Annotated in this window: 13 protein-coding genes and 1 pseudogene; 7 read left to right on the plus strand and 7 right to left on the minus strand. The window is 40.8% G+C overall.

The genetic code is table 11. From position 1 onward, the window contains the following. Nucleotides 1-254: 254 nt before the first annotated feature. Both crtE and folD read right to left on the minus strand, forming a co-directional pair. Nucleotides 255-1187 (minus strand): geranylgeranyl diphosphate synthase CrtE, encoded by a 933-nt coding sequence (gene crtE, locus VE944_RS17790; protein ID WP_324979576.1) that lies wholly within the window; start codon nt 1185-1187, stop codon nt 255-257. Between the two features lie 146 nt (nt 1188-1333). Further along, a complete protein-coding gene (gene folD / locus VE944_RS17795) occupies nt 1334-2227 on the minus strand; it encodes a bifunctional methylenetetrahydrofolate dehydrogenase/methenyltetrahydrofolate cyclohydrolase FolD (RefSeq protein ID WP_324979579.1) in 894 nt (297 codons plus the stop codon). Between the two features lie 229 nt (nt 2228-2456). Here folD and VE944_RS17800 point away from each other — a divergent pair, with 229 nt between their 5' ends. The 3 genes from VE944_RS17800 to VE944_RS17810 all read left to right on the plus strand — a co-directional run bounded on the left by VE944_RS17800 (nt 2457) and on the right by VE944_RS17810 (nt 4721). Then, a complete protein-coding gene (locus tag VE944_RS17800; protein ID WP_324979582.1) occupies nt 2457-2939 on the plus strand; it encodes a hypothetical protein in 483 nt (160 codons plus the stop codon). Between the two features lie 20 nt (nt 2940-2959). After that, nucleotides 2960-3397, plus strand: a complete 438-nt coding sequence (locus VE944_RS17805) for an NUDIX hydrolase (RefSeq protein ID WP_229556453.1) — start codon at nt 2960-2962, stop codon at nt 3395-3397. A gap of 220 nt (nt 3398-3617) precedes the next feature. Next, nucleotides 3618-4721, plus strand: a complete 1104-nt coding sequence (locus VE944_RS17810) for an AI-2E family transporter (protein ID WP_324979587.1) — start codon at nt 3618-3620, stop codon at nt 4719-4721. A 116-nt stretch (nt 4722-4837) separates the two neighbouring features. On the opposite strand, the gene VE944_RS17815 is transcribed toward VE944_RS17810, so the two are convergent. Then, nucleotides 4838-6253, minus strand: coding sequence for a sensor histidine kinase (locus tag VE944_RS17815; RefSeq protein ID WP_324979590.1), 1416 nt, complete (start codon nt 6251-6253; stop codon nt 4838-4840). A gap of 388 nt (nt 6254-6641) precedes the next feature. Between VE944_RS17815 and VE944_RS17820 the strand changes: the two genes are divergently transcribed. Beyond that, nucleotides 6642-8243: an alkaline phosphatase D family protein gene (locus tag VE944_RS17820; RefSeq protein ID WP_324979593.1), complete on the plus strand. Its 1602-nt coding sequence runs from the start codon at nt 6642-6644 to the stop codon at nt 8241-8243. A 276-nt stretch (nt 8244-8519) separates the two neighbouring features. Here the strand turns inward: VE944_RS17820 and VE944_RS17825 are convergent, their stop codons facing one another. Further along, nucleotides 8520-9230: a calcium-binding protein gene (locus VE944_RS17825; RefSeq protein WP_324979596.1), complete on the minus strand. Its 711-nt coding sequence runs from the start codon at nt 9228-9230 to the stop codon at nt 8520-8522. A gap of 324 nt (nt 9231-9554) precedes the next feature. Here VE944_RS17825 and VE944_RS17830 point away from each other — a divergent pair. The 3 genes and pseudogenes from VE944_RS17830 to VE944_RS17840 all read left to right on the plus strand — a co-directional run. Then, nucleotides 9555-9677, plus strand: a pseudogene (locus VE944_RS17830) (LuxR C-terminal-related transcriptional regulator); the annotation flags it as partial. A 50-nt stretch (nt 9678-9727) separates the two neighbouring features. Then, nucleotides 9728-9904: a hypothetical protein gene (locus VE944_RS17835; RefSeq protein ID WP_324979599.1), complete on the plus strand. Its 177-nt coding sequence runs from the start codon at nt 9728-9730 to the stop codon at nt 9902-9904. A gap of 8 nt (nt 9905-9912) precedes the next feature. Next, nucleotides 9913-10416, plus strand: coding sequence for a hypothetical protein (locus VE944_RS17840; protein WP_324979602.1), 504 nt, complete (start codon nt 9913-9915; stop codon nt 10414-10416). Between the two features lie 5 nt (nt 10417-10421). On the opposite strand, the gene VE944_RS17845 is transcribed toward VE944_RS17840, so the two are convergent. From VE944_RS17845 to VE944_RS17855, 3 genes are all read right to left on the minus strand, one after another. Further along, on the minus strand, nt 10422-11060 hold the full coding sequence (locus VE944_RS17845) for a Uma2 family endonuclease (RefSeq protein WP_324979606.1): 639 nt from the start codon (nt 11058-11060) through the stop codon (nt 10422-10424). Between the two features lie 270 nt (nt 11061-11330). Continuing rightward, on the minus strand, nt 11331-13946 hold the full coding sequence (mutS, locus tag VE944_RS17850) for a DNA mismatch repair protein MutS (RefSeq protein WP_324979609.1): 2616 nt from the start codon (nt 13944-13946) through the stop codon (nt 11331-11333). Between the two features lie 86 nt (nt 13947-14032). Beyond that, nucleotides 14033-14317, minus strand: a complete 285-nt coding sequence (locus VE944_RS17855; protein ID WP_324979612.1) for a hypothetical protein — start codon at nt 14315-14317, stop codon at nt 14033-14035. Nucleotides 14318-14438 lie beyond the last annotated feature (121 nt).

A 14438-nucleotide genomic window follows, 5' to 3' on the forward strand; every position in this document is an offset into this window, starting at 1 on the left:
CAGCAGTTGTTGGTTGAGGAAACATCTAGATTCAACCCAAAATCCAAAATTAACCTAGTCCATCACGGTGGAAATAGACCAACTATTCAAATTCACCCAAAAGCTTAGTTAAAAGCTTTTTGGATTTTGATATGAGTGAATTTTGAATTTCGTTAGACGGTGTAGTATAGCATGGCGTAAATAAACCACCCATTCCAAATCAATGAAACGCTTGCGGTATAGGAATTACGAATTACGAATTACCCAAAGCGTCACTAGTTATTACGGCTAATTATAAAATGAGCGATCGCTTGGAGTGATTTGGCTCTCTCTCCAAATGGTTCTAATTCCGCACAAGCTGCTTTAACTAACTCTTGGGCTTTTGAGCGAGATTCTTCAAGTCCCCAAAGGCTAGGATAGGTGACTTTCTGGGCTTTTTGGTCTTTACCCGCAGTTTTGCCTAATTCCTCTTGGGTAGAAGTGATATCCAAAATATCATCTATGATTTGGAATGCTAGCCCAATATTTTGAGCATAACGGGTCAGTCGTTGCACATCTTCAGGTGATGCCCCAGCTATGATCCCGCCACAAACTACGCACGCTTCCAAAAGAGCGGCTGTTTTGTGTTGATGGATGAAATTTAGCGTTTCTAGGGAAATATCTGATTTACCTTCCGACTCTAAATCGACAACTTGACCGCCGACTAAACCAGCTGCCCCTAGCGCCCGACCAAGACGAGCAATAACCTGCAAGACTAGCTCTCTCTTAACGCTTTGAGGGGTTTCAATGGCAACAAATTCAAAAGCGAGAGCTAACAAGCCATCGCCAGCCAAAATCGCTACATCTTCGCCATAGACTTTATGATTCGTCAGCTTCCCACGACGGTAATCGTCATTATCCATCGCCGGTAGGTCGTCATGAATCAATGACATTGTATGAATCATCTCTACAGCACAAGCCGTTGGCATGGCCATTTCGATGGTTCCACCGATCATTTCACAGGTAGCAAGGCAAAGAATGGGACGTACACGCTTGCCTCCAGCTAATAACGAGTAGCGCATCGCCTCATAAATCTTTTCTGGATAAATGATGGGGATAGCCTTATCTAAAGCAGTATCACAAAGCTTTTGGCGCTCTTTCAGATAAGCTGCTAAGTTAAATGTGGCTTCCTCTGGTGGTGTCTTTTGAACGTTATCAGTTGCTACCATTCTTAAATTCCTGACATTTTGGGATTTTGTCTTATACGTCACAATTTTAAGGTGCTGTGGCGCTGAAAAAATGAAGAATTAGGAGAGACGCGATTAATCGCGTCTGTACAAAAATTAAGATTAATAACTCTTAACTTTTAAACTCATTACTCCTCACTCTTTTTCTTCTCTTGCCGCCTGGAATAGCTGGCAAATGTATTTTGCAACAATATGGCGACAGTCATAGGGCCAACACCACCAGGAACGGGGGTGATAAATTCTGCTAGAGCAGCTGTTGATTCAAAGTGGACATCGCCAATTAAACGGCTTTTGCCACTAGCATCGGTGACGCGATTCATTCCCACATCTACCACAACAGCGCCCGGTTTTACCATGTCAGCAGTGATCAGTCCGGGACGGCCTACTGCTGCAATTAGAATATCAGCATTTTGGGTGATAGTTTTGAGGTCATGCGATCGCGAGTGAGCGACCGTGACTGTAGCATCAGCTTCTAGTAGCATCAGTGCCATTGGCTTGCCCACCAAAATACTGCGTCCCACTACTACTGCTTGTTTTCCCTGCAAAGGAATCTCATATTCTTCTAAAAGCCGCATCACACCAGCCGGGGTGCAGCTGCGTAAACCAGTTTCTCCCCGGACTAGTCGCCCCAAGTTAACTGGGTGTAGTCCATCAGCGTCTTTATCGGGATCAATTTGATGTAGCAAAGCTACAGCATCCAAGTGGTTAGGTAAGGGCAGCTGCACAAGAATACCATCCACTCGTTCATCGTGGTTTAGTGCAGCTATGACTTCTTCTAACTCCTCAAAGGTAGTTTCGGCAGGAAAATGCTTACCAAAAGAGGCGATCCCGACTTTAGCGCAAGCTTTTTCTTTATTACGAACATAAGCAGCTGAGGCTGGATTATCGCCAACCATCAGTACTGCTAAACCAGGCGATCGCCCCATTTTTGGTTGTAATTGTGTAATGGCAACAGAAAGTTCTTGCTGAATTTTTGCAGCTAAAGTTTTACCATCAAGGAGTTTGGCAGTTTTTGTTTCCATGAGAATTCCCAGCTATATTCGCCTTTTGTCAAAATACTTGCAACAAGTCTTTCTTTCCCCCTGCCCCCTGCCTCTTAATCGGTGTCGTAGCGTTTTTCCCACAGTAAATCCATAATTTTTATTTTCTCAGATCAATGGCGTGATCTGAAGAATAAAGAGTTAAGGATGAATTCAGAACATTTTTTGCTCAGTTGAGAGTGTGTTTCTGAAAGTGCAGAGAATAGTATAGATGGGAACAGACCTGATGAAACTGGCGACACAAGCAGTGAAGCAAAAATTTGGTCAATCGGTGGCTTTCATGCAACAAACGAGAATGTCTCTTCCGTTCTTGTACGGGCACAGTATTGTTTCCTACCGCCTGGGGTTGATTTTTTTATTGGTGGTGGGACTTTGTAGTTGTGGTAGTTTAACCTCGTCTGGCTTGAATGGGACTAATTTTACAATTGGTACTAATGTCACCCCAATTCGAGAAATTAAACCAGAAAAAGACAATAAGGCTACAGTTTACATCCAAGGTAAGGTGGAAAAGAAAGCTCCTTTGATGAAGCAGTGGGCTTATCAAATTAATGACTCAACTGGCAAAATTTGGGTTGTCACCAATCAAAAAAATCTAAGCCAGGGGGCACAAGTCGTTATTAAAGGTAAAATTCGCTACCGAAGTATCCCTTTAGCTGGTAAAGAATTGGGGGAAGTTTATCTAGAAGAAGAGTAATTAGCAATTAAAAATAAGACATGAACAATCAACCGATACATGTAGCGATCGCAATTCTCTACCAAAAAAACAAGTTTCTTATGCAACTGCGAGATAACATCCCCGGTATTCTCTACCCTGGTTACTGGGCGCTATTTGGCGGTCATATCGAACCTGGGGAAACACCAGAGGTAGCAGTGAAGCGTGAAATTATAGAAGAAATCGGCTACATATTACCACCCTTTGGTGAATTTGGTTGTTATCCCGACGAAAGAGTTGTTCGTCATGTCTTTCATGCACCACTCTCGGTGGAATTAAATCAACTTGTTTTGAATGAAGGCTGGGATATGGGATTATTGACCCTAGAAAATATTTACCAAGGTAACTGTTATTCGCAAAACGCTGGAGAAGTGCGACCTTTAGGCAATATGCATCAAAAAATTATGTTGGATTTTATTGAGACATACCAACAAACCTAGTGCCGCAAGGCGGAAGCCTGCCCCTTGAGGGAAGTCAAAAGTATTATGGGATGGATTTTTAAGGATTTTAAATGGTTGCTCTATTTCTGCCGATCTGTACTAGTTTATGCCTGCTTGCGTATATTGCAATTGCAGCATGATCTCCTAAATAATTATATGCTTTTTCATGAATCAAAATCAAAGCCAAAATAAAGTTAGAACTCTTGTGGAGTCATCACTAATGCAATCAGCAAATAAACTACCGCGATGGTTAAGTATAGGATTGGCATTTCCAATTATTATTCTCAACGGCTGGCTATTGCTCCAAGTTATACAATACTTTCAACCTTTAGTTAGCATTATCGCTGCCGCCATCCTGCTAGCTTTTGTTTTGAACTATCCAATCCAGTTTCTTCAAGAACAAGGGGTAAAACGCAACGTGGCGATCGCCGGAGTGTTGCTTTTGACTCTAGTGGTTTTAGTGGCTTTAGGCATCACCTTGGTTCCCCTGATTATCCAACAGCTCGTTGAGCTAGCTAATATATTGCCCAGTTGGATTGATTCTGGGACTCAACAGTTGCAAACTTTCCAAGATTGGGCGTTAAGTCAACAACAACTTCCGATTAATTTAAGTAGTTTATTTACCCAAGTTCTTGAGCGATTATCTAACCAGCTTCAGTCCTTCACTGGTAGAATTCTTGGTTTTGCTGTCGATACCATTGGTATTGTGCTGAACGTGCTGCTAGCGGTAGTGCTGACTATCTACCTAATATTGAACGGTAAACGCCTTTGGGACGGAGTTTTTCAGTGGCTTCCCCCTAACATTGGGTTAAGAGCGCGGGAATTACTCCGAGAGGATTTCCACAATTACTTCATCGGTCAAGCAACATTGGGAGCTGTCTTAGGGGTAACAATTATACTGGCGTTTTTGGCGTTGCAAGTTCCCTTAGCTCTACTTTTTGGTATCGGTATTGGTTTATTTTCTCTCTTTCCCTTTGGTACAGGAGTAGGTATCGCTATAGTAAGTTTGTTGGTAGCGCTGCAAAACTTTTGGCTAGGAGTTGAAGTCTTAGGTGTAGCTGTTGCGATCGACCAAGTTAATTCTAATTTTATAGCGCCTAGAATTCTCGGCAATTTGACTGGGCTAAATCCCGTGTGGGTAGTAATTTCTTTGCTGTTAGGGGCAAAGTTGGGAGGAGTTCTGGGTTTGTTAATTGCGATTCCTATTGCCAGTTTTATCAAGGATATAACAGATAGCTGGCGGGCTGGAGAGTTTAACAAGATAGATGATATCGTGGCAGAGCCTATAAAGATTCCAAGTGAAACAGCAGGAACTTATAGTTAAAAATAAATATGTAAGTTAAGGAGAATCGACAATATTGACTATTTGTCAAAATGTCTATCCTTTGCTTATTGCTTGCTTTTTCCCCTAAAACTTTACGGTAAACTCTCCTGACTTTGCTAAGAATTAAGTTGAGGGGGAATTTTAATAATAAACTCAGTTCCTTTGCCAATAGCAGATATACATTGCAGTTGTCCACCGTGTTTTTCCACAACAATTTGATAACTGATAGATAGACCTAACCCAGTTCCTTTACCAACAGGTTTAGTGGTGAAAAATGGGTCAAACAATCGGTTTTGGGAACTCTCTGGAATTCCCGGGCCATTATCGGAAATGCGAATAATTACTTGTTTGTCATCAGTGATTTCAGTCCGAATGCAAATTTTTGCTTTATCCCTTACCGATGACGGATGAGTAATAACTAATGACTCTTCTATAGCGTCAATAGCATTCGCCAATATATTCATAAATACCTGATTAAGTAACCCAGCGTAGCACTCAACTTCAGGAAGATCACCATATTCCTTAATTATGTTTATGCTTTGACCTAATGGAGCATTTTTGAGACGGCTTTGTAAAATTAGCAGGGTGCTATCAATCCCTTCATGAATATCAACTAATTTTTTATTAGATTCATCGAGACGAGAAAAATTTCGTAAGGAAAGAACGATTTGCTCAATTCGCTTGCTGCCAACCTCCATAGAGGTGAGAAGACGGGGGAGATCAGTACTTAAAAAGTCTAGTTCAATTTGTGCGATCGCAGTTTGAATTTCTGCTTCGGGTTCAGGATAACATTGTTGATACAATCTAATCAGATCGAGTAAATTTTGACTGTATTCAATGGCGTGGACAATGTTACCAGCAATAAAGTTGACAGGATTATTGATTTCGTGTGCAATACCAGCAACGAGTTGTCCTAAAGCAGCCATTTTTTCATTCTGGATTAATTGCGTATAGTTCTGTTGAAGATCGCGAAAGCCTGCTTTAGCGACTCTAGATTGTTCCTCTACCTGCTTTAGTTCAACAAGTGTTAAGGCATGAATTTGAGAGTAGGCTAAAAGTAATTGATAAAAATCGATGAGCTTATACTTTCCAGACATAGTTTTAATTAAAATTGGCTCATAAGCAATTTCAGGTGGTTGTTGCAAAGTTGCCTGAGTAGCATCGATAATGAGCGTATCTTCAGAAAGTGTTAATATCTCTTGTTGGAAAAACTTGTAAAGAGTTTTAATCGGTCTTATAGAAAATAGTGCCAAACTATAAGTCTGGCTCATATACTCAAAAAATTTCCGCCGCGAAATCATCCCAATATACTGTTGATTATTATTTAGAATAATTCCCGGTAATAAAGGCTCTTGCTTAAAGAGGATAGCTAAATCATCGCCCGGACGTTCTACTTCGATGTGAACCTGCCAAAAAGGTAATTCTTGCAAAGTTGACTCTAGTCGCAGGTTCGACTCATTAGCATTTGTCACTTCACGCATAGTCAGCATATTGTCAAGTCTTGATTGTTGAGGTAATATTTCTGGTAACATCCTGAATATCCGTCTCTATAATTTCAAAATTCTCAATCGTTACAAACTTATCTTTCCCAGATTGATATCCAAAATTCACAAGATCAATGTGGGAATATAGAGTAATTCAGGAAATCTAATACTTTTTTGCCTGCGTAGGTATTTAGCGGCTTGTAGTTAGACACTGCTTTATCAGAATTGTATTTTCAAAATAGAATAAAATAAGTCTGAATAAGTTGTTATATGTAACCTTACAAATAATCGTTGTAAGTTAATTTGTATTAATTGTGATTATAAAATAAATTTATTTTTCTATTAACCCTTAGATAACCCAAGCTTTACTTGTTGGAATAACAGGATGTGCTAAAAACTTATCTTGTAATACTTCTTAAGCTTGCCATTGTTTATCATGGAATCTAATCGCCCATCGCAACTAAACCGCCGCCAGTTTTTGCTCCGTTCAACTATCACAGCAGGTGGAATTATTGCCACAAATCTTGTATCGAAATCACAAGTTTTTGCCCAAGCGCCTGCAATTATCACCTCTGACAAAATGCGTCCTACTATACCTTATGGTGTAGCTAGCGGAGATATTTCCAAAGACAGCATTGTTATTTGGAGTCGTAGCGATCGCCCCGCCAAAATGATCGTAGAATATTCTACTAGCGAATCTTTTAAAAATGTCCGGCGAGTTCTGGGGCCCAATGCTTTAAAAGATAGCGACTTTACAGCACGACTTTATCTGAGGAACTTGCCCCCAGACCAAAAATTATTTTATCGGGTGATTTTCCAAGATTTAGATTATAAAGGCACTTACAGCGCTCCTGTCAAAGGCACTTTCCGTACTCCCCCCAAATCTGGGCGAGATATATTCTTTGTGTGGGGTGGTGACACTGCTGGTCAAGGATGGGGGATTAATCCTGATTTTGGTGGGATGAAAATTTACGAAACTATGCGCCAACTTCATCCCGACTTTTTCATTCATTCTGGCGATAATATTTACGCCGATGGCCCCATTCAATCAGAAGTAACTCTAGACGACGGCACTATTTGGAAAAACATCACCACGCCAGAAAAATCCAAAGTAGCAGAAACTCTCACAGAATATCGTGGTAACTACATCTACAATTTGCTGGATCAAAACATCAAGCGTTTCAATGCTGAAGTTCCCATATTGGCACAGTGGGACGACCACGAAACCACAAATAACTGGTATCCTGGAGAATTTCTCCTGAACGATGACCGCTACACAGTTAAGGATGTTAACTTGCTAGCAGAAAGAGGAAGGCAAGCATTTTTGGAATATTTGCCTATTGGGTATGAAACAAATGAGCCAGATAAAGCGAAAATTTATCGCTCCTTCAACTATGGTCCATTATTAGACATTTTCATGCTAGATGAGCGCACCTATCGAGGGCCAAACACACCTAACCGTCAGCCAGTACCAAGTAAAGAAACAGAAATGCTGGGCAGAACACAAATACAATGGCTAAAAAAGCAATTGTTATCATCAAAAGCAACATGGAAAGTGATTGCTAGTGATATGCCTCTGGGACTGATAATTCGAGACGGTAGCACGGACTTTGAAGCTTGGGCTAACGGAGATGGCCCAGCTTTAGGAAGAGAACTAGAAATTGCTGATTTACTACGATTTATCAAAAATAAGAATATCCAGAATGTTGTTTGGTTAACTGCTGATGTACATTATGCAGCTGCCCACTATTACAACCCCGCTAAAGCACAGTTTACTGACTTTAAGCCTTTTTGGGAGTTTGTCGCTGGGCCTCTTAACTCTGGCACATTTGGGCCCAATGTATTGGAAAATACTTTTGGCCCACAATTAATATTTCAAAGCATTCCTCCAGGTACGAAAGCAAATCGACCTCCAAGTGAAGGTTTGCAATTCTTTGGAGGAGTTAAAATTAATGGAAATACAAAAGTGATGACGGTAACACTGCGTAACTTAGTAGGAAAAATCGTTTACAGTGTAGATTTACCGCCAGAAAAATAAATCATTAAAAAATGAGTGAAATATAGCCAGTTAGATAGAGTAATTACACAGTTTTTTACTTTATCTAACTGGCTTTGCTGTTTTTACTGAAAGAATATATAGCAATCTGATCTAATTTTTGAAAAAATCTTATGTAGGGCGTGTTAGCAAAGCGTAAGATACCAAAGTCTTCGGACGGTGGCATATTTTCGTCTAATACACCCTACATGTATTTCAAAAATCAAATATTAGTTCTATAGAAAGCTCAAACGAAACTAGCTAGAGCTAAAGTTGATATTACAGGGTGATAAAAGAGAAGTCTTGGGGCGAAAACTTAGGTTGGTTAGACGTGCTTGTGAGATTGGTCAGATTAGCCAAAACACTAATCGAGCCGCCGTCATCTAAGTCATTAGAATACACTAATCTTGAAATGCCAAGTGTAGAGTTGCAATAGACAAATAACCCTTCATCAGATGTAATCTTATTGTTATTAGCAATCGCTTTGGCAGCAGCGGCAGCATTTGGAAATGCATCGAACAACACCAATACATTGGCATTACCCGATAGTTTAGAGCTAACCCCTTCTGCATATTTAACCTGGGCATTAAAATCAAGTCCGAGTTTCCCAGTTTCAAAAACGAAATTATCTACACCGATTTGGTAGTCGGTAATTATATCTGGCTGATTCAACACTCTAATCCCGTTGGGAGTTTGGGCTGGGGAACCGTTAGCAAATGGGGGATCATAATAGCCAAAAGTATCTTGACCAGATCCGCCCGTTAGTACATCAACACCAGTACCACCATCTAAGAAATCACTGCCATTACCACCTCTTAAAGTGTCCTTGCCTGTGCGACCGTAAAGGTTATCGTTTCCATTCCTGCCTTCAAGAATGTCATTACCCGCATTTCCGTAGAGAAAGTCATTTCCTGCCTTGCCATCAATAAAGTCATTGTCGGCTTTACCAGACAAGATGTTATTAGCGTCATTTCCAACAATATTCGCCATAGCTGCTATCCTTTCACAATTGCAAATTTATGTTTTGTGAACTCCATTTATTATAGAGATTCCACAAAAAATAAACATCTAAAAAACGTCTTGGATTTTAGTACAACTAATTAGATAAATTCTTTCTGACTTTCGTTGTTTACTAAGTAAATATGCTTATAACTTACGTCATAGGTCAAAACATCTGTTACAACGAAAGTTGTAAACATCTGACTTGCTGTGGTGCTAAAGATACAGTTGAGAGTATTAATTAAAGAAAGCCTTGCATCCAGCTACTTTTATGAGTCTGTTACTTCCTATCCGCCCCAATCCTTTTCGCTTTTTGCTCTACAACTTTACATTGCAGAAGGGACGGTGAAAAATCATGTGACTCACCTTTTAAGCCGCCTCAGCTTGCGTAACCGATCGCAGATGGCAATTTATGCTAACTCTATTTATAGTGTTTAAATTTTTTTGGATAATTTATCCACTGGAGCGATCGCACCAAAAGGGTAAGAATGCGCCCAGAGATAGTTCCTTTTGTGGTTGTCGCACACCGCGATAAAGAAACTGGAGAAAGCAAACTTACACTTTTAGAAGATATTGATAATTTCTCTAAGTTATTTGCATCATATTCTTTGGGTGATATGACAACTAAGGGTGCAATTGAAAGAAGCCTTTCTCGTAATGAATAGTTACTAACATGAGAAAGGTGCTACTCATCGATACATCGCTTTTATGCGTTTGGTTACAAGTTCCAGGTAGAGAAACTGCTGGTAATAATGAAGGGGATTTTGAGCGTGTAAATCAGAAAATTCAGGCAGAAATCGACACGTTAACAACGCTGGTACTTCCTTTAGCTGCTGTTATAGAAACAGGTAATCACATTGCACAGGCTAAAACAGCAAATTCAGAAACTAAACGTATAGCAGCTCATAAGTTTGCTGAAATCATAACTTACAGCGCTTCCGGCTATTATGCAATACAGTTTTTCTCCTTGCCCTTTCCTATCAAAGCTTTCAGATTTGAGGATGTACCTCATAGCTGCCGTAAGTGCTGTATTGAGCAACTAATTACTGATTACCCAAAATACTTGCTCAATGAAAGTGCCAGAATCATTGATCCAGCGATTTCAGCAATCGCACTAACCCTAGCGAGGATAAATTTTACTCATAATAGCGATGGCTTCAACCAAATTATGGTATAAGCAATTTATGAATTGCCCCTACGGATATGTTGAATAAACTTTAATATTATTTCTCTTGGTTTCTCATCAGACACAATAAAACTTGCCAATAGATTTAAATCTAAATTGGGTAGAAATTCACTTTTTGATATTGACTCATATTTATCACCACGCAGATAATATAATGAAAATTGATGATTCTGCCAAAACCAAACCTCCGGTACTCCTAAACCTTGATAAATAATTAAATCATTAATTCCGCCACTTGTTACAACCACCTCAATAGCAAGATCAGGAACAGATTTTTCAGAATTAAAACAATAACACTCATCTGGTTCTATTCCTCTAGCGGCTGTTTGTTTTCTAAAAGTAGTTGAGCCTAAAGGATAAAAATCAATCCCTATTTCTAAAAAATAAGCTTCTAGCAATAAAGCAATAATCTTTTTATTAAACTCATGACGACGGCTAGGGGACATTATTTCTAAAGTACCTTCTAAATATTTCAACCGATAATGAGAATTATTTGGAAAACCTTGTAATAGTGTCTCATATATATCCCAGCTAATCCCATTCATCAGTAAAATTTGATCGGAATCAACATTCTTTAATGCTGACTCACTCATTAATTCTTCTAGGCGGCTAAACTTTTCTAGTAAACCTAACATGAACACTGCTCCAAAATTGCTTGATTTTCTACTATTATTTCAGCTATACACCATCTTTTTCTAATATATCTATAGCCAACTGCTCAGGCGATAAATAATCACAATCCTGCTGATTACTTAGGTTTCGATGGTCAAGATTATAAATTACCATTTATGAATTATGCTTACAATAATTTTATCTTGATTCTCTATCTGTAATTCATTAATTAAGGCAGTTTCCTCGTCACAAATCTATCAACGCGGACAAATAATTAGTCAATCAACAGTACATTACTCCAAATTTTGCAGCCCCATCGCAATCTTACTATGCTTCTCAATTTGCCCCATCACTTGTTTTGCTCGTTGAATAACTACGGCTGGTAAACCCGCCAATCTTCCAGCCTCAATCCCATAAGACTTATCAGCGCCTCCCGGTTGGACTTGATGCAAAAAGATAATTTGGTCGGGTAATTCTTTCACCGTCACTTGATAGTTAGCCACATTTGGCAGAATACTAGCCAATTCATTCAATTCATGGTAATGAGTAGCAAAAATTGTTCGCGCCCGAATATCTACTGCTATATATTCCGCCACCGCCCAAGCTATGGAAAGACCATCAAAAGTTGCCGTTCCCCGACCAATTTCATCTAATAACACCAGCGACCTAGATGTGGCATGGTTGAGAATATTCGCCGTTTCATTCATCTCCACCATGAACGTAGATTGACCAGTTGCAAGATCATCTACTGCACCTACACGAGTGAAAATGCGATCGCATATTCCCAATCTGGCAAACCTCGCTGGTACAAAACTACCAATCTGCGCCATTAACTGAATTAATCCCACCTGACGCAAATAACAACTTTTGCCACTAGCGTTTGGCCCGGTGAGAATAATTAAGTCAGGGAGTGGGGAGTAGGGAGTGGGGAGTGGGTAAATTTCTTCTTCACTACTGCTTATTCCCGATTCCCCACTCCCCAATTGAGTCGAATTCGGCACAAAGAAACCCGCAGGTAAAGACTGTTCCACTACCGGATGACGCCCATCCACAATGTTTATCTCCCTTCCTGACAACATTTCTGGACGACAGTAACCTTGATGCACCGCTAACTCAGCCAAACCACACAACACATCCGCCGCCGCGACTGCACGAGACAGATTGCGAATTACCTCCGCCTCTTGTGCTACCTCTTCCCGCAATGCTGTAAAAATCTCATATTCCAACTGATTTAAATCATCCCGCGCTGTGAGAATCCGTGCTTCCCGTTCCTTCAAATCTGGGGTGATGTAACGTTCCTCATTCGTCAGGGTTTGCTTACGGATATAATTAGCGGGTACTTGGTCAGCTTTGGTACGGGAAATACTGATATAATAGCCAAAAGTTTTGTTAAATCCTACTTTCAAAGTCGGAATTCCTGTCTTAGCCCTTTCATCAACTTCTAAATTGGCAATCCATTGCTGATCCGCTTCTACAGTTGCCTTCCTTTCGTCCAATAGGGGATTTACGCTAGGGCGAATCAATCCGCCTTCTTTAATTAGTATGGGTGGCGACTCGACAAGATGCGCGTGTAACTTTTGTGCTAATTCTTCCAATACAGTTGGGACTTTCTGCAAAGCTTTGAGGAATGGAGAACGCGCTTCAGTTACCAATCTGGATAATTCTGGTAAGCGTGAGAGGGAATCTGCCAAAGCTACTAAATCTCTAGCATTAGCTGTACCAGAACCCGCCCTGCCTGTGAGACGTTCCAAATCATAAATTTGGCGTAACAATTGCCGCAAATCTTGACGCAGTGGCGTATTTTCCATCAATTCTTGGATGGTATCAAGACGGGCCCGAATGCCTTTAATATCGAGTAGAGGTTGCAACAACCAGCGCCGCAAAGCACGCCCACCCATTGCTGTACTAGTTTTATCTAATGCCCAGAGTAGGGAACCGTGAAAAGTGCCATCCCGGACGGTTTGGGTAATTTCCAGGTTACGGCGGGTTTGATTATCAACAATTAGGTAGTCGGTGACAGTGTAGCTGCGGAGTCTTTGAAGGGTAACTGGGTTTTCTTTTTGAGTATCTTCCAAGTATTCTAGAAGACCACCAGCTGCACGGACGGCGAGGGGAAGATGATCGCAACCGAGTCCTTCAAGCGATCGCACTTTAAATTTCTGCAATAATCTAGGTCTAGCTTCGCCTTGGGAAAAAGGAACTTGCGATCGCAAACTATAGCAAAATGATGGTGGCAAACACTGGGGGAGATGCGGCGAAGTTTCTCCCGGACGCAGCAAACTACCTAAATCAGGCGCATTTGTCGGAACTAACACCTCTGAAGGTTGCAAGCGCATTAATTCCTGTGTCAGATGTTCTAAATCACTGCCTTGAGTTGTGAGAAATTCCCCTGTGGAGATGTCTGCATAAGCTAAACCCCAATGATTTGCGGCAATTACCACTGCTGCGAGGTAATTATTGCGACTGGATTTGAGCATTCCTTCTTCCAGCAAAGTGCCAGGGGTAAGAATGCGTGTTACTTCCCGTCGCACCAATCTACCAGCTGCTTCAGAAGCATCTTCCACTTGGTCGCAAATTACGACTGCATAGCCTTTTTCTACTAGCATCGTCGTGTAGCGTTCCCAAGCATGGTGAGGAACTCCAGACATCGCCACCCGTCCCTGTTCCCCAGCTTGTTTGCTAGTGAGAACTAATTCCAATTCTTGCGCTAGTTTTACAGCATCTTGGAAATAGCATTCAAAGAAATCTCCTACCCGATACAGCAATACCGCGTGAGGATATTTATCCTTCGTCTCGACATAATGCAAGTACATTTGACTTAGCTTACTGCGATCCACCTGTTGATGGTCAGAAATAAAAGTACTTGCATCGGGCTTGTTAGATGGAGTTTCAGAGTGAGAGGCGGTCATAGATGCTATCGAGTTACGCACGGAAATTCCCCAATATCCGATGATAACGTGATGTTATAGGCAAAGGGCGATCGCTCAAGGATATTTTACCTTTTTGTTCGACTGCTACGACGCGTAGGTAGCTGTGGCGGAGGTGGTTCCTGAGATTTTAGCTTGTCGTCATCAGTCAAAAATTCTACATGGAAACCCTTTTGGTGATAGTGCCAACCCAAGATAACAATACTAGCATCACCCATAGAAGTCTTTTCTACAGCTTGATTCGGGAATTCAGCAGCTAACTCTTTCAACTGTTCTTCTTCCCAGAGGACAATTTGCTCACGGAATTTAGCCCAAGGTGTGGTTTCATCGGCTGCATACCCCTCTTCTGTCACTTTCCGGAGTGAGCTAGTAGTAAATAAGTGAAATCATCCAGAAGCATAACAAGGTTTAAATTGATTCATTGCAGCAATTAAATGATTGAATCCCAGCAATAAATGTGAATTGGGAAAAATA

Source organism: Nostoc sp., assembly GCF_035638895.1.
Taxonomy (GTDB): Bacteria; Cyanobacteriota; Cyanobacteriia; order Cyanobacteriales; family Nostocaceae; genus Nostoc.